Origin of the sequence: Halomonas sp. 7T (assembly GCF_025643255.1) — a bacterium.
In the GTDB taxonomy this organism is placed as follows: Bacteria; Pseudomonadota; Gammaproteobacteria; order Pseudomonadales; family Halomonadaceae; genus Vreelandella.
In genome coordinates, this window is the sequence record NZ_CP087112.1 from 984,284 (window position 1) to 1,005,184 (window position 20,901).

Sequence of the window (20,901 nt, forward strand, 5' to 3'; positions counted from 1 at the left end):
TTATTGGGCGATGCGCTTTGCCAATACCGGCGCCAGTTTCTCGTTCATGCGAGTAAAGGTTTCAACCGTTGTATCCCAGTCGATGCAGGCGTCGGTGATAGAAACACCGTACTGAAGGTCGCTTAAGTTTGCGGGTACTTTTTGATTGCCCCAACCGATATTGGATTCAACCATTAAGCCAACAATCGAAGTGTTGCCCTCTAAAATCTGGTTAGTCACATTTTCCAGTACTAACGGCTGTAGGGCAGCGTCTTTGTTGGAGTTCGCGTGAGAGCAGTCGATCATGATGTTGGCAGAAAGGTTAGCTTTCTTCAGCTCTTTCTCGGCCAGGGCAACGCTAACGCTATCGTAGTTAGGCTTGCCGTTGCCGCCACGCAGTACGGCATGGCCGTAAGCGTTGCCGCGAGTGCGAATAATAGCGACTTGGCCTGACTGATTGATGCCCAGGAAGTTATGAGGATGGGCAACGGATTCTAGTGCATTGATCGCTACATCCAGGCTGCCGTCGGTGCCGTTTTTGAAGCCGACGGGGCAGGAGAGGCCCGACGCCATTTCCCGATGGGTCTGAGACTCTGTGGTGCGCGCGCCAACCGCTGACCAGCTGATACAGTCTTGTAGATACTGGGGTGAAATGGGGTCGAGTGCTTCGGTCGCCAGTGGTAAGCCCATTTCAGCTAGATCCACCAGTAGCTTGCGGGCAATATGAAGCCCTTCGTCAATCTCAAACGAGTCATTGAGGTGCGGGTCGTTGATCAAGCCTTTCCAGCCAACCGTGGTGCGAGGTTTTTCAAAATAGACGCGCATCACAATGTACAGGCTGTCGTTGACTTGGTCGGCCAGCTTGCGTAAACGGCGGGCGTAATCCAGCGCGGCGTCAACATCGTGAATAGAGCATGGCCCTACGACGACAAGTAGGCGGGGGTCTTTACCGTCTAAAATATTCTGGATGGTAGTGCGCCCTTCAATTACCGAACGCTCGGCGGTTTCGGTCAGAGGGATGGCGTTTTTTAGTGCTTCGGGGGTGGTAAGAACGTCCTGGGCAAGGACGTTAAGGTTACTAACCTGCTGATCAGACATCGTGCTACCTGTATGCGCGGTGGTCAAAAGTGGCCTCTACTATGGCGTGTGAGGGGAGTAAAAATCAATTGTTGCGGAACTTGATTAGCTAAGAAAGTGTCAGCCTCAACGCTTAGTAAGCCGGTGCCGGTCGTTGCGAGCCTGTTTCCATTACAAGGGTTTCGTCAATGAGGCTAAGCGCTTGATGCGCTGAACAGAACGCGTAACACTAAGCATTATGTAACACTAAGCACTATTGAAAATTAATCACATAAAGCGCAGAGGGCACAATGTTGCCATCTGATACCATCATTATTACTAATTAATGCCCAAGGGACGCTATGCTGCTTGCTGTGAAGGCCCGCGTAAAAGGGCAAAAAATATCCCAGGTTCGATGTCTGTCGTACAAGCAGGAGGAGCGTGTGAATGGGCACTCGTGAAACAGACCAACAGCTTGTTGAACGTGCCCAGAAAGGCGATACCCGTGCGTTTGATCTACTGGTCAAAAAATACCAGCATAAGATTATTGGTTTGATTGGTCGCTATGTGCACGATCACTCCGAGGTGCAGGACGTTGCCCAAGAGGCATTTATTAAAGCGTATCGGGCGCTTGGCAAGTTTCGCGCCGAAAGTGCGTTTTACACCTGGATGTATCGGATTGCGATAAACACCGCCAAAAACCACTTGGTTTCCAGAGGGCGGCGACCGCCGGGCAGTGACCTGGACATTGTTGATGCTGAAATTGTCGATCAAAGCGGTCGCTTGGCAGATGCTGAGTCTCCTGAAGCGGCTATTGCGCGCGACCAGCTTGAAGCGGCGGTGTATGAAGCCATTGAGCAGCTGCCAGAAGATTTGCGCACCGCGATCACGCTGCGAGAGCTAGATGGACTTGCTTATGAAGATATTGCCCAAGTCATGCAGTGCCCCGTAGGCACGGTGCGTTCGCGTATTTTCCGCGCCCGTGAGGCGGTTGATGAGCACATTCGTCCGCTGGTTACCACCGCGCGTAATAGTCGTGATGAGTCGCAGTAGAGCCGTCTCGACTTTGGTGGCGCGTTAGCGTTTTGATGACGGAAACCTGCTTTGCTGACACATTATTTTACGTTTTTTCTTTTTTTATGAACTGTCAGCCAAGAGAAGCGTCATAGCCCTGGACGGTAGATTTGAAATGAGGTCTTTGATCTAGAATTTTTGCAAACATTTTTTGCAATAGGGTATTGGCCTGTGGAGCGGTCGTGGTGGTCTGTATTGTTTGCAGTCTTGCCTTGGCGCTCCTTCTAACACAGTGTGAGGGTGTGAAGTATGAGTCAAAACACACGGGAATCGCTTTCGGCGTTAATGGATAGTGAAAGCGATGAGCTTGAACTGCGCCGAGTGTTAAAGTCGTTGCCTGATGACAGTGACGCGGCTGAGACGTGGCGACGTTATCACCTAGCGCGCAGCATGATGCAGCGTGAACGCGAAGTGGACGTGAGTGTTGACCTCTCCGCAGGCATTATGGAACGGCTACGTGACGAGCCAGCGCCATCGCTAGGCGATGAGCAGCAAGCCATGCCCGCTAGGTCGAGTGGCATATCATTCGCCCGAGGCGCGGGTGTTGCTGCGGCGGTATCGCTAATGGTGATTACAGGTGTGCAATTCCTGGGCAGCAATAACAGCTCTCAAGAGCAGGACGCAGGCAATTTTGCCGCTACCCCTTCAGCGGGAGCTCAAGTACAGCCGGTAAGCTTAGCGTCGTCTCAGCCCGCTACCGCACCTGCCTCCAGCATGCCAATGTTCGAACCTACTCCATTTCGTATCAATGGTCAGGGTGGTAACAGCGGTCTTATGAACGTTAGTGAGGCTGGCTTTTCTGGGCCTGCCGCATCGCAGAGTGTGATGTCTCATCAGAGTGCTTCTATCGATATTGATCAAATTCGCTTGCTGCAAAGCTACTTAGAGCAGCATGCACAAGGCGCAGCGAGCGGCAATGCTGATAGCTGGATGCCACTGATGCGCTCTTCCTCTGTAACAGAGCCGCTGGGCCAGCGTTAATCACTGACTAGCGAGCGTCCACGGTGTTCAGCAGGTATGGATAATGTTGATAAAGGGATAATGGTTAGAGGTATGACGAACGTTGCTGCTGCCTTTTTAGGTATCCCTTTAAAAAAAGTATTTGCACTTAGCTTATTTACGTTAGGTGCCCACTTTTTTTTAACACCGGTTGAAGCAAGCGGTCGTGCAGAGTCAATTGATGCAAATGCGTGTGCATCAATAGTATCGCAAAGCTTACCCAGTAATGTTGAGCAGTGGCTTGTGTACAGCAGATACGCAAACCACTGTTACTTATTTCAAGCGAGAGCCGTTTCGATTGATCCGCTGGGAGTCCGTACGTTGGCGCTATCACATCGTATTCGTGACGGTGTGCGTCAGCAGGTGGTTCAACATCTTGATGGCCCGTCAATTAGCGTTGAGCGCCGCTCCCATGCAGGGCGGTCGGCATGGTTTGGCGCCAGTGAAAATGCATCACCCTCTACCCCAGAGGCGTGGGCTGCCCATATTGCTGATCATTATGCTATTTCGCTCGAAAACGATAGCCGTGTGGCCGGGCGCTCAGCCGTACAGCTGACTTTCCTACCTCATGATGGTAAGCGCTATCAGCATGAGTGGTGGGTTGATAAAGAGACAGGGCTGTTATTAAAGTCCGTATTGAGTGATTCACAAGACAGAGTGCTTGAAACCTTCCAGGTTACACAGCTCCAATCCCCTGAGCCTTATCGTGGCCCTATCAGTGCGGACAGCCCACCCACAGTCCCTGATAGAGGCTGGCAAGTTACGTGGCTTCCTGACGGCTTTTTGGCCCAACCTGTTGAAGGTGGTGTTAGCGAAGCGGAACAGCAATTTTTTAGCGACGGCTTAGCGTCTCTAAGCGTCTTTGCGTCCCCTGTGGCACAAACAGCACTGGATCCAGGTATTCACACGCTTGGAGTGTCTACGGTGGCAGTGTCGTTTGTAAATGACGGTGAGCAGCGCTGGCAGTTAATAGGAGTAGGGGAGCTACCGCCGAGCCTCCTGCTTCGAATTGTGCAGTCCGTCGAGCTTGAATGAGTGTTTTGTAGTAACTGCTTATGAGTAACCTCTCATGCGCCGGGTTGCTACGCACCGGTACCGTAGTGGGCTACATGCCGCCGCAAGGTATTAAGGTCGATGTATCAGTAGAAAAGACCTGCGAGGAGTGCGCAAAAGGGCGTGGGTGTGGCATGGGGCTGATAGCCCGACGTCAACAACAGCAGATCGTACTGAAACCTGATTGCCCCCCTGAGCAGTATCAACAGCGTTACCCCATTGGCGCTTCTGTGACGTTCAGTGTCTTTAAAGCAGACCTAACCGCCGTTGCGTTGCTGGTTTATACCTTGCCATTACTGGTTGCTTTGTTACTTTCAGGTGTCGCCGTTTGGGTAGAAGCCTCAGAGTGGCAAACAGCCGCTATTTTTTTTGGGACATTGATGTGTAGCGCTGTTGCCCTTAAATATAGCCTACACGGACGTATGGAACGCTTTCGGCCACGGTTGGTCAGTTAATTGTCCTGTAACTCACTGCGAGTTGCTTCCCCTTTGTATCGTATCTGCTTAACTAGGAGCTGTTGCATGAAGCGCTTGGTTCTCCCCTCTACCCTGTGGCTATGCGTAGTTGCGCTATTGATGATGGGCCAAACTGCCCATGCGCAAAATCTTCCAGACTTTACTGCGCTGGTGGAAGATGCAGCCCCTGGCGTCGTTAATATTTCTACTAGCCGAACTATCCAGCGCGGTGGGCCTGCTGGCCACGGGTTTGGCGGACAAGAACTCCCCGAAATATTTAGACACTTCTTTGGTGATAGTTTTCCTGTGCCGCCCGGAGGTAGCCAGGGCAGAAGCCAAGAGCGTCAATCGTTAGGATCGGGCTTTGTGATTAGTGCAGACGGTTACGTGCTGACTAACGCTCATGTGGTGGAAGATGCCGATGAGATACTGGTACGCCTTAACGATCGTCGTGAGCTAACAGCCGAACTTATTGGTAGCGACAGTCAGACGGATGTCGCGTTGCTTAAAATCGATGCGAATAACTTGCCCGTACTGGACTTGGGTGATTCTGACGAGCTTAGAGTCGGCGAGTGGGTTGCGGCAATTGGTTCACCGTTTGGCTTCGACTACTCAGTAACTGCTGGCATTGTCAGTGCTATTAATCGCACGCTGCCGCGTGATGTTTACGTTCCCTTTATTCAAACGGACGTGGCGATTAATCCCGGGAACTCAGGTGGTCCACTGTTCAATCTTCAGGGTGAAGTCGTTGGGATTAACTCGCAAATCTTTACCCGCAGTGGCGGTTTCATGGGGCTCTCTTTTGCGATCCCGATCAACGTAGCTATGGATGTGGCCGATCAACTGCGTGAAGATGGCCAAGTCAACCGTGGTTGGCTGGGGGTGATGATTCAGCCGGTTTCGCGGGATTTGGCCGAATCCTTTGGTATGGATGAGGCCGTGGGTGCGCTGATTGCGGATCTTGATCCTGAAGGCCCCGCTGCCCAAGGCGGTCTCCAGGCGGGTGATGTAGTGGTTGAGGTCAATGGTGAAGAAGTTGACCGCTCAAGCACGTTGCCCCGCTTAATTGGCCGGGTAGCGCCAGGACGTGAAGTAGAGCTTACGCTAATGCGCGATGGTGAACAGGTGACTGAAACCGTTGAGTTAGGCAGCTGGCCAAACGCAGAATCGTCTCAGTCATCGTCTAGTAGCAACGACCAGGTGCGTTTAGGTGTCGCGGTTGCGGAGGTGGATGAGGCCACCCGTGAACGCTTGAATATCAGCGGTGGTGTTGAGGTTCGCCAGGTAGAAGCTGACAGCGTAGCCGCCCAGGCTGGCCTACGCCCGGGCGATATACTAGTAAGTATTGATCATCGCACCGTATCTACTGCAGATGAGCTACTGAGCATCGTTGAAGGGCTACCTAGCGATCGTGCTATTCCACTGCGTTTATACCGTGATGGTCGCTCGCTATTTGTGGCTTTACGCTTAGAGTAACTTCTTTAATACCCTTCCGGTCCGGCGGTTCTCGCCGGACTGCTGTTCCTATCCCGCGCATATCGCTACAATGGCCCTTATCTTTTTGACGAACATTGGCATTTGGGTGGTGTGGGCAAATATTATGACCTGCGCTCGGTGGCCAAATCGAGCCCACCACCCCTTGCGCACCCATAAGGTAGAGCACACTCGATGTCTCAAGACGTTTCCAGCGAAAAACTCAAACATATTAGAAATTTCTCTATCATCGCGCATATCGATCATGGTAAGTCGACGCTATCAGATCGTTTGATTCAAACCTGTGAGGGGTTAACTGAGCGTGAGCTTAAAGAGCAAGTGCTCGATTCCATGGACATTGAGCGCGAACGTGGGATTACCATTAAAGCGCAGTCGGTCACACTAGATTATACGGCTGCCGATGGGCAGGTATATCAGCTTAACTTTATCGATACGCCTGGCCACGTTGATTTTTCTTACGAGGTTTCTCGCTCGCTCTACGCTTGTGAAGGCGCATTGCTGGTGGTGGATGCTGCGCAAGGTGTAGAGGCTCAATCGGTCGCTAACTGCTATACCGCTATTGAGCAAGGACTTGAAGTCCTACCTGTACTAAACAAAATCGATTTGCCCCAAGCGGACTGTGACAAGGTTGCCCAGGAGATCGAAGAGATTATCGGTCTTGATGCGACTGATGCCTGCCAAGTATCAGCTAAAAGCGGAATTGGTATCGATGCCCTGCTTGAACGGTTAGTTCGCGATATTCCGCCGCCCAAGGGTGACCCCAGTGCGCCACTGCAAGCGCTGATTATCGACTCCTGGTTTGATAACTACCTGGGTGTCGTCTCGCTGGTGAGGCTATTTGATGGCACGCTGCGTAAAGGCGATAAGATCCGCATTAAATCGACAGGCCGCGACTGGGGCGCTACCGAAGTCGGTATCTTCACCCCGCAGCGCAAGCAGACCGATATCCTTCGTGCGGGTGAAGTAGGTTTTATTGTCGCCGGTATTAAAGAGATTCATGGGGCGCCGGTGGGTGACACTATTACCCATACCAAAACGCCCGACGTTCCACGCCTGCCAGGTTTCCAAAAAGTTAAGCCCCAGGTTTATGCAGGTATGTTCCCGGTCAGTGCGGATGATTACGAAGACTTTCGTGATGCACTTGAAAAACTCGCGCTTAACGATGCTTCGTTAGAGTATGAGCCGGAAAACTCCGATGCTCTTGGCTTTGGCTTTCGCGTGGGCTTTCTTGGCACGCTGCACATGGAGATCATCCAAGAGCGCCTTGAACGTGAATATGATATTGACCTGCTGACTACCGCGCCCACGGTGGTTTATGAATTAGCCATGAAAAACGGCGATGTGAGCTACATCTCCAACCCGTCTAAATTGCCTGATATGGCCGACGTGGACGAGATGCGTGAACCCATTGTCCGTGCCAGCATCCTGGTGCCTCAAGAGTATGTGGGTAACGTAATTGCTGAGTGCGAACAGCGTCGTGGTACGCAGCGGGATATGCAGTTTTTGGGTAATCAAATTCAGTTGGCTTACGAGCTGCCGATGTCTGAAGTGGTTATGGATTTCTTTGACCGCTTGAAGTCGATTTCCCGTGGCTATGCATCGCTTGAATATAACTTTGAACGTTTTGAAGCAGCTAAGTTGGTTCGTCTGGACGTGTTGATTAACGGCGATAAAGTTGACGCGCTGGCCGTTATTATCCACCGCGACCATGCGCATAGCCGCGGTCGGCTGCTAGTGGAAAAAATGAAAGAGCTGATTCCACGCCAAATGTTTGATGTGGCTATTCAAGCGGCCATTGGTGGCCAGGTTGTCGCGCGTTCAACGGTGAAAGCGCTGCGTAAAAACGTGACGGCCAAATGTTACGGCGGTGATGTCAGCCGTAAGAAAAAGCTCTTGGAAAAACAGAAGGCCGGTAAGAAACGGATGAAACAGGTGGGGCGTGTTGAAATTCCCCAGGATGCCTTCCTTGCTGTGCTCAAGGTAAACGACTAGGGATACTTACCCCCCATGGATTTTTCATTACTACTGGTGTTGGCGGTCGCAATCTCCGGCGTTATTTATCTACTGGATGTGCTGCTACTCAAACCCAAGCGTCGCCAGCGCTTTGAAGCAGCCGAAGCCAATGCGGGAGATGGCTTAGATGCCGTTACCAGTGAAAAGCTGCTTAAAGAACCTTGGCCGGTCGATTATGCGCGGTCGTTTTTCCCCGTGCTTTTGGTAGTGCTGGTGGTGCGCAGCTTCGTTGTTGAGCCATTTCAGATTCCCTCTGGCTCAATGAAGCCTACGCTGGAAGTGGGTGATTTTATTCTCGTGAATAAATTCGCCTATGGTCTGCGCCTCCCCGTTGTGCATAACCGCTTTTTAGAGGTGGATGACCCCGAACGGGGCGATGTGATGGTGTTTCGTTTCCCCGACGAACCCTCCGTCAATTTTATTAAGCGCGTTGTCGGGTTGCCTGGCGACACTATTCGTTATGAGGGCAAGCAGCTATATATTAATGGTGAGCGGGTCAACAAAGCGCTGATTGAAGAGGGGCCTGAGGACTCTCCCCAGCAGCTCCTGTTAGAAGAGCGGCTGGGTGGCGTTAGCCACTATATTTATAATAACCCCCGTGATCCTGGCCCGCAAATGCGGGAGATAAGGGTGCCCGAGGGCCACTATTTTACTATGGGTGATAACCGCGATCACTCCAATGACAGCCGCTATTGGGGCTTTGTGCCGGAAGAGAACATCGTAGGGCGCGCCTTTGCGGTATGGATGCATTGGGATGGTGGCCTGCCCAGTTTTACGAGCGTGCGTCGTATTGAGTGACGCTGTATGTGTTGCAAACCCGTTATGTTGCAAATCGATTATGTTGCAAGTTGATAGTGTGGTTATCTTAGTTAACGTCAATGACGTAGGAGCACTGTGAGTAATTCCTTAACCGCTTTTTGCCGACGAATCGGCCATACCTTTGGCGATCACTCGCTGTTGGAGCTGGCCATGACGCACCGCAGCTACGGTGGTCGTAACAATGAGCGCCTGGAATTTTTGGGTGACTCTATCGTCAACTTCGTAATTGCTGAGGCGCTGTTTCAACGCTTTCCACAAGCTAGAGAGGGGCAGTTATCGCGCCTGCGAGCCCGCCTTGTGAAAGGTCAAACCCTGGCAGAGCTGGCCCGAGAAATGGCCTTTGGCGAGTGTTTGCGGCTTGGTTCCGGTGAAATGAAAAGCGGCGGCCACCGCCGTGAATCTATCTTAGCCGATGCCGTTGAGGCCGTTATCGGCGCGATCTATCTTGATGCGGGTATGGATGCAGTGCGCGAGCGTGTCATGGCCTGGTATGCCGAACGGCTAGAGAATATTTCGTTGCAAGATACCCAAAAAGATCCGAAAACACGCTTGCAAGAGTTTTTGCAGTCGCGCCAAGCGGCGCTACCGCGCTATGAAGTGGTCTCTGTAAAGGGAGAGGCGCATGCCCAGACCTTTACCGTGGAGTGCTACATTGATTTGTTGAGCGAGCATACCACCGGTAAAGGCCCCAGCCGCCGTCATGCTGAACAGCAAGCAGCTGAAGAAGCCCTTTCCTACCTTGAAAAACATCCTGGAGATAAATCATGAGCCAAACCTGCGGATTCGTGGCCATCGTTGGTCGGCCCAACGTAGGCAAATCAACCCTCATGAATCGCATTCTAGGGCAAAAGATCTCCATCACCTCGCGGCGGCCGCAAACCACGCGCCACCAGGTCATGGGGATTAAAACGGTTGATGAGACCCAGTTTATTTACGTTGATACGCCGGGCATGCACATCATGTCCAAAGACCGCAATAAGGCTATCAACCGCTTTATGAACCAGGCGGCCACCCAGGCGCTGCGTGATGTCGACTGCGTTGTGTTTATTATCGACCGCACCCGCTGGACCGAAGAGGATCAGGCGGTATTAAAGCGTTTAGAGCACGTGAAGGCGCCGGTGATTCTAGCGGTCAATAAAGTGGATCGCCTCACGGATAAGAGCGATCTACTCCCGTGGTTGGCTGAAGTAGGCGCCCGCCGTGAGTTTGCGGCAGTGGTACCCATTTCTGCCAAGCACGGTACCCAAGTGGATACGCTGGAAGAAGAAGTAGCTAAACATCTGCCAGAAAGTATTCACTTTTTCCCTGAAGACCAAATCACCGACAAAAGCCTGCGCTTTATGGCCGCTGAGCTGGTGCGTGAAAAAGTGATGCGTCAGTTGGGAGATGAGCTGCCGTATCAAATGACGGTGGAAATTGAAGAGTTTCGTGAGACCGAGCGCGTTACCCACATTAGCGCGCTGATTCTCGTTGAGCGCCAGGGGCAGAAGGTCATCCTGATCGGCGAAAACGGCGACCGGATAAAGAGCATTGGCCGCGAAGCACGTCTAGATATGGAGCGAGCGCTTGGCACCAAGGTAATGCTGAACCTGTGGGTGAAAGTGAAACGCGGCTGGTCAGATGATGAACGCGCATTGAAAAGTCTGGGTTACGACCTCGATTGAGGGCTGTAATGTCGGCAGAACCCGCGTTTTTACTGCATCGCAGGGCGTACCGCGAAACCAGTGCGCTGGTCGATCTGCTAACGCTCAACCATGGGCGTATTCGAGCTGTTGCCCACGGGGGGCAGCGGCCCGGCTCCAAGTCTCGACAGCGTCTACAGCCGTTTACACCGCTATTTGTAGCCTGGCGGGGCGAACAGGAACTCAAACGGTTAACTCTGATGGAGTCCCGTGGTCATACTGCGCTGCTAGCAGGCGAGGGGCTACTTTGTGGCCTTTATGCCAACGAAATTGCGACGCGACTACTCCCTCTGGAACTCAGCGCTCAGGAAGTGTTTGCTTACTACAGCGCCTTGCTAGAAGCCCTGCCGATGCCCGCTGATCGTGCCCTCGGCTTGCGCAGATTTGAGTGGGCGTTATTGGAAGTGTTAGAGGCGACACCACGCTTCTGTTGCCCAGACGGTAGCCCGCTTGACCCACAAACCTGCTACCGGTTTGATGCATTAAGCCGCGCTTTTTTACCTGCTGAACCGGGGATTGAAGGCCGCACCCTGCGTTACATTGAACAGGGCGATTGGCAGTCCACGGGATTAGCCAGTGCTTTAAAAGCGGTCATGCGGGCAGCGCTTGCGCCTCATTTGGGCGCAACCGCATTACGCTCCCGTGAGCTGATGCTCGATTTAGCCCGTCGTCGACAGCGTTAAGCCCTGGTTTCAGGCAGTACTCAGTGACGAAATACTCTGCTGTTCATTATTGGAGACACGTTATGCACCCCCCGCGTATTTTATTGGGCGTAAATATTGATCACATTGCGACGCTGCGCCAAGCGCGAGGTACTCGCTACCCAGATCCGGTTCAGGCAGCGCTGCTCGCCGAAGAGGCAGGGGCAGACGGTATTACCGTCCATTTACGTGAAGATCGGCGGCATATCCAACCTAGGGATGTTCGTATATTGGCCGAAGTGCTTAATACACGAATGAATTTAGAGATGGCCGTCACCGAAGAGATGCTGGCGCTAGCTGAAGAGATACGCCCTAGGCACGTCTGTTTAGTGCCCGAAAAGCGTGAAGAACTCACCACCGAGGGTGGCCTAGACGTGGTAGGTGGGTTTGATCAAATTGCCGCAGCCTGCCAGCGTCTTAAGGCAGTAGGCTGTGATGTGTCTCTCTTTATTGATCCTGATGAGGCGCAGATCGACGCTGCCGTTCGTGCGGGGGCGCCGACGATTGAGTTACACACCGGTGCCTATGCAGAGGCAACGCCAGGCAGTGTTGAAGCAAACGTTGAGTATGACCGCCTTAGCGCAGCGGCAGTCCACGCCGTTTCGTTAGGATTGGTCGTCAATGCCGGGCATGGCCTGCACTACCATAATGTTGAAGCCATTGCGGCGCTTCCCGGTGTTAACGAGTTGAACATTGGGCATGCGATTATTGCTAGAGCGCTGTTTGTGGGGCTAAAAGAGGCCGTACAAGAGATGAAGCGCTTAATCATCGCAGGTCAAGAAGCAGGCTTAATGGCGGCGTTAGATGCCCATGACCACGACCATCAACACAGCGGCTGTTGTGGGCATTGAGCGATGAGCATGGGTGTTAATCAGTGATTGTGGGTATTGGCTCTGATATCGCGCGGGTAGAACGCTTTGCTCGCGCTATTCAGCGGCATGGGCCGCGCTTTGCCGCGCGTATTCTAGGGCCTCAAGAGCAAGCCGTATGGCGTCAAAAAGGCGAACCGGAGGCCTATTTAGCAAAGCGGTTTGCTGCCAAAGAAGCCTTTGTTAAAGCGCTTGGTCTAGGTCTGCGAAGCGGAATGCGATGGAGCGATATCCAAGTCGTCAATGATGCCTTGGGTAAGCCAAGCTTCATGCTCAGCGGAGAAGCGCAGCGCCTCTTTCAAGCTACCGGCGCATCGTCTGCCCATGTAACGCTTAGCGATGAGGCAGACTACGCGGTGGCGTTTGTGATCCTTGAGGCCTAGTTAAGGATTCACCAGCGAAACGCGCTGGGCCTGTAGCCGCGCCATGGCGTCATAGAGCTCATTAAGCAGGCTCTCAGCGTTATGTAAACCGCTGGTGCGAAGACGTGTCTCTAAACTTTCCACTAAAAGTGCTAGCTCCGGGGCGCCGCAGTAACGGCTAGCGCCGTTTAAACTATGCACCCAGTCCAGCAGCGTCGTTAAATCTTGTGCGTCGTAGGCGCTGCGCATCTGCCGTTGACTTTCCGATAAGCTATCAATTAAGCGCTTGAGCTGCTCGCGCGCGAGATGCGCTTTACCCCCGGCTAGGCGTGTGCCTAACACTAAATCAATAACGGGTAGCTTGTCTGGAGCAGAGGGCAGCGTTTGTGAGGCTCCCGCGTCAATAAACGTTTTCTGTGCGGGGGGCGCAACGCCTAAAAAGCGCTGTAAGAGTTGCTGAAGCTGCGCTTCGTCCACTGGCTTGATCAGTACATCGTCTAGCCCCTCTGTTAGCCATTGCTGTCGCTCGCTGCCAAGGGCATGAGCCGTGACCGCAACAATCGGGCAGCGGGCCCAGCTATTGCTCATACGACGCAGTGCCTGAGTCGTTTGCACGCCATCCATTCCAGGCATGCGAATATCCATCAATACTAAATCAGCCGTTGTCTGCTGGGCGTATTCCAGCGCCTCCTGGCCGCTTGCGGCCAGCGCAATCGTCATATGCTCGTTCTCAAGCATAGCTTTTAAAAGCTCACGGTTGGGTGCGTTGTCATCCACGATAAGAATGTTGAGTGACGATGAGGGCAGCGTACGAGCCGGTGCTGGAGAGGTAATTTGCAGTGGTTGGCTGGGTTGCAAAAGCTGTTTAACGGTGGTGACGAGCTGGGCGCGGGTAAAGGGTTTACACAGCATTTCACCGCCGTTTGGCAACACCCATTGTGGTAAATCTAGGCTGGTCGTGTTGGCCAGTATTAGCGTTGGGCACGGCGTTTCGGCAATAATAGATTGCCAGTACGTTTTGCGATCACCGGTAAAGTCTTCAGCTTCCAGCCCTAAAATGATCAGCTCTTCGTTTCCAGCTTCGATAAACGTCACTGGGCTAGCTCCCCACCGCTCCAGCAGGTGCTCAAGCACGTGACGAGTAGCGAGATGGGGCTCATGGATACGTATGGTGGGGTTCGCCAAGGCTATTTCAGGCTGCCGCTCATCGGCTAAATGTGCCAACAAAGGAAGCGTAAACGAGAAAGTAGCGCCGTGGCCCAGCTCACTATTGACACTAATAGTCCCTCCCATGCGCTCAATCAGCTGCCGACAGATCGTTAGCCCAAGTCCGCTGCCGCCAAATTGACGCGAATGGCTAGGTTCAGCCTGTGAAAACGCACTAAATAACTGTTTTTGCTGCTCTTCACTTAAGCCCATGCCGGTATCGCTGACGCTAATATTCAGCACCACATGCTGGCCTTCCTGGGTATCCAGCATCACCCGAACAATCACTTCGCCTTTCGTGGTGAATTTTAAAGCATTGCTAATCAGGTTGCTGAGCACTTGATGGATACGGAGTGGATCACCGCAGAGCGGCGTCGGCACGTCATCGTAAACCATCGCGACCAGATGAAGCCGCTTGCGCTGAGCCTCTGGGGCGTATAACCCAACGACTTCATCAACCAGCGCAACGACATCAACCTCCACCTCTTCTAGAGTCAGTCGGTCAGCCTCCAGCTTTGAGAAATCGAGCACATCATTAACCAGCATGAGCAGGTTGTCGCATGCTCGGTGAACGTGCTCTAGCCACTCCTGTTGGCGGGCATCCAGCGTTGAACGGCCCAGCAAACGGCAAAAACCGATGATGCCATTGAGCGGCGTGCGGATTTCATGGCTCATATTGGCTAAAAACTCTGATTTCACCGCGTTGGCGCGTAGGGCGCTGCGATGGGCAAGGTCCAGCTTAATATTTTGCTCTTCGATGGTCTCCATCGACTCTTGAAGTTCACTGGTGGCTTGCTCGATCTGCTCTTGCATATCCTGCTGGGCCTGTTGAAAGTGCTCAGCCAGGCTATTGATATGGCGGGTCAGCTGTTTAAGTTCGTTGGGTTTTGCCTCGCTTAAATACAGCCGATAATCTCCGCGCGATAAACGGTAAAGCGCTTGATTGGCTTCTTCGATGGGACGGGTGGTATAACGGCTAATGGCATAGGCGATCAAAAAAAGCAGTAAGCCCAGCAACATGCCGCCTAAACTTAAACTGGCTATGTTCTTGTAGCGCTCTAAGGTGAGCGCCCGTGTTTCCATCTCAGCTTCCAGCCAGCCGGTGCTTGAGCGGTTTGTGACACTGCTTGAAAGTGCAACGAGAGGCACCTGCAGCCGTAAAACATCGTCTTCCTGAGTGACGGAGGTAGCCTCCGGCGCATGTAGTCGCGGAGGGAGAGGCATCGTGCGGCCGAGCACTAAAAGACGATTGCCTTGTTCATCAAATAGCGTCACGGCGCGCAAACCGCGGTGTTCTAGCAGCTGCCTGGCAATAGCTTCAAGGCGCTGGAGATCGCCATCAATCATTGCATTGCCCAGGCTTGGGGCTGTCAGTTCGCCAGCGCTCACCAAGCGCTCTTTGAGTACCTCACGGCCTGTTAGCTCACTCTGAACCACAAGCAAAATGGCCATAGACGCATAGACCAGTAGAGGCAGGCCCAGTAAGGCAAACAGTAAGCGCGTGTTCAAAGACATGTAAGAAGCTCGTTGATTCAATGAGGTTACCTGTCCAGTCACAGACAGCACCGATATAATGCAGCATAACGGTTACGATAAGGAACGTATGATGAATTATCCCACGTTAGAAGATGTGGTTGGCAACACGCCACTTGTGCGCCTAAAGCGCATTACCGCTGGCCGCAACAATACGCTGCTCGCGAAGCTGGAAGGTAATAACCCTGCAGGCTCGGTTAAAGACCGCCCAGCGCTTTCGATGCTAAGTGAAGCCGAAGCACGTGGGGAAATTACACCGGGCGATACGTTAATTGAGGCAACCTCGGGTAATACAGGCATAGCGCTGGCCATGGCCGCCGCCATCAAGGGGTATAACATGACCCTCATCATGCCTGAAAATGCCTCAGCCGAGCGTAAGCAGGCCATGGCGGCTTATGGGGCTAAGCTGATCTCCGCCAGTAGAGAAGGCGGCATGGAGGAGGCGCGTGACATCGCCGATGCAATGATCGCCAGAGGCGAAGGCAAGCCGCTTAATCAGTTTGCCAACCCGGATAACCCGCTTGCTCACTATCGGACGACGGGGCCTGAAGTGTGGCGCCAAACCGGCGGTGAGGTGACGCACTTTGTCAGTTCCATGGGCACCACTGGAACGATTATGGGGGTGTCGCGCTACCTTAAAGAGCAGAACAACGCGATTCAGATCGTAGGCCTGCAGCCCGCTGACGGCGCCAGCATTCCCGGTATTCGCCGCTGGCCACAGGAGTATTTGCCCGCGATTTTTGAGGCGCCCCGCGTCGACGTCACGCTAGACATCGGCCAGCAAGAAGCCGAAGCGCACATGCGCCGTTTAGCCCGTGAAGAGGGGATTCTGGCCGGTGTTTCATCTGGCGGTTGCTTGGCGGGTGCGCTGCGCATTGCGGAACAAACGGAAAATGCCGTTATTGTGTTTATTGTTTGCGACCGTGGCGACCGTTATCTCTCAACAGGCCTGTTTGCCCCGGAGGTATAGATGGCAATGTTGGGAAAACGGCGACCACCGCGTCCCGCCTCAGGGCACTCAGGCCTAGCGCGAAGCCCTGGCGCTAAAGCGCCGCCATCAGAGAGTGCGGCGAAAAGTGATGGTGCTGCGCCGCTGGTCATTGAACGCTTAGCTCATGACGGGCGGGGTGTTGCCCATAACGCTGCGGGCAAAACCGTGTTTGTCAGCCAAGCGCTGCCCGGCGAACAGGTCGTGGTAGGAGTGCACGTAACGCGTAAGCGCTTCGATGAAGCGCATATCAAAACGCAGCTCACCACATCCTCACAACGAGTGACTCCGCCATGCCCCCATTTTGGACAGTGCGGGGGCTGCGATTTACAGCACCTTGATATCACTGCGCAGCGCGCCCACAAGCGTGAAGTAGTAACAGAGCTAATGGCTCGGCAGGGTATTACGCTCGACGCTGTCGCTGCGATTAACGGTAGCCGTGAAGGCTATCGGCGGCGAGCGCGATTAGGGGTTAAGGTCGACGGTAGTGGCAACGTGCTGCTTGGTTTTCGTGCGCCACACAGCCATCGACTGGTAGATATCCAGCAGTGCCATGTATTGGTGCCGCCGTTGCAGTCGTTAATCGCCCCTTTACGGCAACTGCTCGCTACGTTGGAGGCGCCACGCCTGGTGGGGCATATCGAACTTGTTGCCACCGAGAATGAAACGCTGATCTTGGTTCGACAATTAAAGGAGCATACCCAAGATCACAGCCGTTGGCGGCGCTTTGCAGAACAGCAGCGGGTGCGTTTGGGTGCATGGGTAGGGCGTGACGCCCCAACCCTGCACTGGGTCGGTGCAGCGCCGCAATTGGTGGATTCGCTAACCCTCGCAGGGTGGGATAATGACCGAGGCGCGACGCAGTCAGAAGTGGTTCTGAATTTACACTTTTCGCCCGGTGATTTTCTGCAAGTAAACGCAGAGGTCAACCAAAAGATGGTGGCCCAGGTGGTGGCATGGCTAGCGCCTAAAAAGGGTCAGCCAGTGGTTGATCTGTTTGCCGGGATAGGCAACTTTAGCCTTCCCTTGGCAGCGGCAGGTGCCAAGGTTTATGCCGTCGAGGGCAATCCAGCGATGGTTGAACGTATTACGGCCAATGCCGACTATAATCAGCTGACCGTCGGTGCGCAGCAGGCAGATTTAAACGATGCTGCAACCGTAAACGCCTTGTTAAGCGAGCAGCCGATAGAAGCACTGGTGCTTGACCCACCCCGAAACGGGGCAGAGGTTATTTGCCAAGCCGTGGGCCGCCACAAGATCCCCAAGATCGCCTATATTTCTTGTGATCCGGCAACGCTTGCCCGAGATGCGGCACATCTTGTGCATGCAGGTTACCGTATCAAGCAAGTAGCAGTAGCCGATATGTTCCTGCACACTGCACATATGGAAACGCTGATGCTGTTTGAATACGAGGGCTAGGTTGCCCATTGCATCAAGCCTCGGTGGCGGCTCGGCGAAGGCCGTCACCCAGAAAGGATGATATTGCCATGGTGAAAGTGCGTGAAGACCAACCGCTCACTCGAAGTGGAAAAGTGGACATACAACAATGGTTATCGCGCCTGCAAGAGGATGTGCGTCTACGTGAACCTGAGCGGCTACTGCAGGCCTGCGAACTGGCCGAGCAGCTAGAGCAAGAGGCCCCCAACACACACCGTGTGTGGCTTTCGCCAGGTTCCAGTTTTCGTATGGGTCTTGAGATGGCCGACATACTGGCCGAGCTGAAGCTTGATCAGTCGACTCTTGAAGCGGCAGTGCTGTATCGCGCGGTACGTGAAGGGCTGCTTAGCCTAGAGGCGGTGACCAAGCGGTTTGGCGATGAAGTCGCTAATCTGATTGATGGCGTGTTGCAAATGGCTGCCATCAGTTATCCACTAGCGCCGAACCACGGCATGAGCCAGCATAATCAGCAGGAAAACCTGCGCAAGATGCTGGTGAATATGGTGGGCGACGTACGCGTTGCGCTGATCAAAATTGCCGAACGCACCTGTGCACTGCGCCAAGTTAAAGACGCCCCCCGCGAAAAATGTCTGCAAGTCGCCCGTGAAGTGGCTGATATCTACGCACCGCTTGCCCACCGCCTGGGGATAGGCCAGATCAAATGGGAGCTGGAAGACCTCTCATTTCGCTACCTCCATGAAGATGACTACAAAGCGATTGCTAAGCTTCTGGCCGAAAAGCGCCTCGACCGCGACCGCTATATTCATGATGTGGTGGAAACCCTTAAAAGCTTGATGGAAGCGCAAAATATCCTGCGTTACGACGTGAGCGGTCGGGCCAAGCACATCTACTCCATCTGGCGCAAAATGAAGCGCAAACGGATCGACTTTTCCCAGGTTCACGACGTACGTGCGGTGCGCATTCTGGTACCAGAAGTCACCGACTGCTACACCGTGCTGGGAATTGTCCACTCGTGCTGGCACCACGTGCCCAATGAGTTTGATGACTATATTGCCAACCCGAAAAAAAATGGCTATCAGTCACTGCATACCGCCGTCATGGGGCCAGATAATAAAGTTATCGAGATTCAGATTCGCACCTTTGCGATGCACGATGAAGCAGAGCTGGGCGTGTGTGCCCACTGGCGATATAAAGGCCACGACACCAACGCGAAAAGCCGCAGCTACGAAGAGAAAATCGCCTGGCTGCGACAAGTGTTGGAGTGGCAGGACGAAGTCGGCGGTTTTGGCGATCTGCGCGAGGGACTTTCCAGCGATGTCGCACCCGACCGCATTTATGTATTTACCCCCGATGGCCACGTCATTGACCTGCCACGCATTGCGACACCGATCGATTTTGCCTACCGGGTGCACACGGAAATTGGCCACCGCTGCCGGGGCGCAAAGGTTAACGGGCGTATCGTACCGCTGACCTACAAACTTAAAACCGGCCAGCAAATCGAAATTTTGACGGCGACGAAGGGTGGCCCAAGCCGTGACTGGCTGAACCCCAGTTTAGGCTATGTGCGCACGTCCCGAGCGCGGGCTAAAATTCAAGCATGGTTTAAATACCAAGCTCGCGATCAGAACCTTGAGGAAGGGCGCGCCCTTTTCGAGCGCGAAATGCGCCGTCTGGATGTCGAGGGGCTAGACCTTGTACAGCTAGCCAAAGCGGTAAACTACCAAACGGCTGATGACATGTATGCAGCGCTTGGAGCAGGTGACCTGCGCATTGGGCAAGTACTTCATCAAGCGCAGCAGCTGTTTGGCGAAACTGACGACCAAGAGCAGCTTGACCGTTTACTGGCTAAGCCGCGCCGACAGCCCAGCAAAGCCACCCAAAGCGATATCACCGTACTAGGCGTCGGCAATTTAAAAACCAGCATGGCGAACTGCTGTCGCCCCGTGCCCGGCGAGCCAATTGTTGGCTTTATTACCCAAGGCCGTGGTGTCACCGTGCATCGCCAGGATTGTGCCAATATTCTTCAATTGCGCATGGATGAGCCCCAGCGCATTATCGAAGTAGAGTGGGGGGAGCGCGCCCACACCCACTATCCGGTAACGATTGAAATTCAGGCCTGGGACCGTTCAGGGCTGCTTCGCGATGTAACCGGGCTGCTTGGCAATGAAAAGGTGAATGTACTGGCGGTGAATACCCTCACGGATACGGATGAGGGCATTGCCAGGCTGCGTATCACCTTGGAAGTGGACGGTCTTGAGTCGCTAGGCCGGCTTTTCTCGCGGCTTCAGCAGCTACCTAACGTGACAGAAGTCCGCCGATTGCGTAACGCCGACCCTGAAAAGAGTGCCCGTAAAGGAGGGGCCTAATGCGCCACAATCTGGACGATTTGCTCACCTTGATGGCCGTTCTACGCGACGGCGATCAGGGCTGCCCATGGGATATTAAGCAGGATTGGGACAGTATTGTCCCCCATACCTTGGAAGAGGCCTACGAAGTAGCCGATGCCATCGAGCGCCGCGCCTTTGACGAACTCCCCGGCGAGCTAGGAGATCTACTGTTCCAGGTCGTTTACTACGCCCAGTTTGGTGCTGAGGAGCAGCGTTTCGACTTCCACGATATCGTTGATACGCTGACCGCCAAAATGCTGCGCCGTCATCCGCATGTGTTCCCAGACGGCACGCTGGCGTCCCGCCGCCCGCCGGGTGTCAGTGCCGATGATGTCAAAACCCAGCAGGTGAATAGCCGCTGGGAGGCGCTAAAGGCTGGCGAGCGCGCTGAGCGAGCCACCGAAGCGCCCTCTGTGCTAGATGATGTGCCCCGCACGCTGCCTGCGCTGAGCCGCGCGGCCAAGCTGTCTAAACGCGCTGCCCGCGTTGGTTTCGACTGGCCTGATGCTAGCGGCGTGCTGGCCAAAATTCGCGAAGAATTAGAGGAAGTTGAAGACGCGCTCGCAGCAGGCGATCAACAGCATGCCCAACTAGAGGTCGGCGATTTGTTGTTCGCGGTCACCAACCTAGCGCGCACGCTGGGCGCCGATCCAGAGCAGTGTCTGCGCAGTACCAACAGTAAGTTTGAGCGCCGCTTTCGCTACGTAGAAAGCGCGCTTGCCAAGGCTGAGTACTCGCTAAATGCCGCCTCGTTAGATGAGATGGAACATCACTGGCAAGCCGCCAAAGCCCAAGAACAGCGCTAACGTCACCACCTATCAACGCGACCCCGC

At 53.8% G+C, this 20,901-nt stretch carries 18 protein-coding genes; 16 read left to right on the forward strand and 2 right to left on the reverse strand.

Going from position 1 to position 20,901, the window contains the following annotated elements; genetic code table 11:
• Complete coding sequence (locus LOS15_RS04505) at positions 1-1,077, reverse strand: 3-deoxy-7-phosphoheptulonate synthase (RefSeq protein WP_263068420.1); 1,077 nt, start codon at positions 1,075-1,077, stop codon at positions 1-3.
• Positions 1,078-1,482: 405 nt separating this feature from the next.
• Here LOS15_RS04505 and rpoE point away from each other — a divergent pair, with 405 nt between their 5' ends.
• The 12 genes from rpoE to acpS all read left to right on the forward strand — a co-directional run bounded on the left by rpoE (position 1,483) and on the right by acpS (position 12,577).
• On the forward strand, positions 1,483-2,088 hold the full coding sequence (gene rpoE, locus LOS15_RS04510) for an RNA polymerase sigma factor RpoE (protein ID WP_263068421.1): 606 nt from the start codon (positions 1,483-1,485) through the stop codon (positions 2,086-2,088).
• 270 nt (positions 2,089-2,358) lie between these two features.
• Positions 2,359-3,090: a sigma-E factor negative regulatory protein gene (locus tag LOS15_RS04515; protein ID WP_263068423.1), complete on the forward strand. Its 732-nt coding sequence runs from the start codon at positions 2,359-2,361 to the stop codon at positions 3,088-3,090.
• A 72-nt stretch (positions 3,091-3,162) separates the two neighbouring features.
• Entirely contained in the window at positions 3,163-4,143 is a 981-nt protein-coding gene (locus tag LOS15_RS04520) for a MucB/RseB C-terminal domain-containing protein (protein ID WP_263068425.1), read from the forward strand.
• Positions 4,144-4,163: 20 nt separating this feature from the next.
• Complete coding sequence (locus LOS15_RS04525; RefSeq protein ID WP_263068426.1) at positions 4,164-4,616, forward strand: SoxR reducing system RseC family protein; 453 nt, start codon at positions 4,164-4,166, stop codon at positions 4,614-4,616.
• A 66-nt stretch (positions 4,617-4,682) separates the two neighbouring features.
• A complete protein-coding gene (locus LOS15_RS04530) occupies positions 4,683-6,092 on the forward strand; it encodes a DegQ family serine endoprotease (RefSeq protein WP_263068427.1) in 1,410 nt (469 codons plus the stop codon).
• Positions 6,093-6,284: 192 nt separating this feature from the next.
• Complete coding sequence (lepA, locus tag LOS15_RS04535) at positions 6,285-8,102, forward strand: translation elongation factor 4 (protein ID WP_263068428.1); 1,818 nt, start codon at positions 6,285-6,287, stop codon at positions 8,100-8,102.
• Positions 8,103-8,117: 15 nt separating this feature from the next.
• The gene (lepB, locus tag LOS15_RS04540; protein ID WP_263068429.1) at positions 8,118-8,921 is read left to right on the forward strand and encodes a signal peptidase I; all 804 of its coding nucleotides are present in this window, start codon (positions 8,118-8,120) and stop codon (positions 8,919-8,921) included.
• A 96-nt stretch (positions 8,922-9,017) separates the two neighbouring features.
• Positions 9,018-9,710 carry a ribonuclease III gene (gene rnc / locus LOS15_RS04545; protein ID WP_263068431.1) on the forward strand — a complete coding sequence of 231 codons (693 nt, stop codon included), beginning with the start codon at positions 9,018-9,020 and terminating at the stop codon, positions 9,708-9,710.
• On the forward strand, positions 9,707-10,606 hold the full coding sequence (gene era, locus LOS15_RS04550; RefSeq protein ID WP_009099393.1) for a GTPase Era: 900 nt from the start codon (positions 9,707-9,709) through the stop codon (positions 10,604-10,606). The genes rnc and era overlap by 4 nt, the downstream gene beginning before the upstream one ends.
• An 8-nt stretch (positions 10,607-10,614) precedes the next feature.
• A complete protein-coding gene (gene recO / locus LOS15_RS04555; protein WP_263068432.1) occupies positions 10,615-11,307 on the forward strand; it encodes a DNA repair protein RecO in 693 nt (230 codons plus the stop codon).
• 62 nt (positions 11,308-11,369) lie between these two features.
• Complete coding sequence (pdxJ, locus tag LOS15_RS04560; protein ID WP_263068433.1) at positions 11,370-12,176, forward strand: pyridoxine 5'-phosphate synthase; 807 nt, start codon at positions 11,370-11,372, stop codon at positions 12,174-12,176.
• Positions 12,177-12,199: 23 nt separating this feature from the next.
• Positions 12,200-12,577: a holo-ACP synthase gene (acpS, locus tag LOS15_RS04565; protein WP_263068434.1), complete on the forward strand. Its 378-nt coding sequence runs from the start codon at positions 12,200-12,202 to the stop codon at positions 12,575-12,577.
• Here the strand turns inward: acpS and LOS15_RS04570 are convergent, their stop codons facing one another.
• Positions 12,578-15,277 (reverse strand): ATP-binding protein, encoded by a 2,700-nt coding sequence (locus LOS15_RS04570; RefSeq protein WP_263068435.1) that lies wholly within the window; start codon positions 15,275-15,277, stop codon positions 12,578-12,580.
• A gap of 91 nt (positions 15,278-15,368) precedes the next feature.
• Here LOS15_RS04570 and cysM point away from each other — a divergent pair, with 91 nt between their 5' ends.
• From cysM to mazG, 4 genes are all read left to right on the forward strand, one after another.
• A complete protein-coding gene (gene cysM, locus LOS15_RS04575) occupies positions 15,369-16,265 on the forward strand; it encodes a cysteine synthase CysM (RefSeq protein WP_263069622.1) in 897 nt (298 codons plus the stop codon).
• The gene (gene rlmD, locus LOS15_RS04580; protein WP_263068437.1) at positions 16,266-17,702 is read left to right on the forward strand and encodes a 23S rRNA (uracil(1939)-C(5))-methyltransferase RlmD; all 1,437 of its coding nucleotides are present in this window, start codon (positions 16,266-16,268) and stop codon (positions 17,700-17,702) included.
• Positions 17,703-17,770: 68 nt separating this feature from the next.
• Positions 17,771-20,047 carry a GTP diphosphokinase gene (gene relA, locus LOS15_RS04585; RefSeq protein WP_263068438.1) on the forward strand — a complete coding sequence of 759 codons (2,277 nt, stop codon included), beginning with the start codon at positions 17,771-17,773 and terminating at the stop codon, positions 20,045-20,047.
• Positions 20,047-20,874 carry a nucleoside triphosphate pyrophosphohydrolase gene (mazG, locus tag LOS15_RS04590; protein WP_263068439.1) on the forward strand — a complete coding sequence of 276 codons (828 nt, stop codon included), beginning with the start codon at positions 20,047-20,049 and terminating at the stop codon, positions 20,872-20,874. Before relA ends, mazG begins: the two co-directional genes overlap by 1 nt.
• Positions 20,875-20,901: the final 27 nt, after the last annotated feature.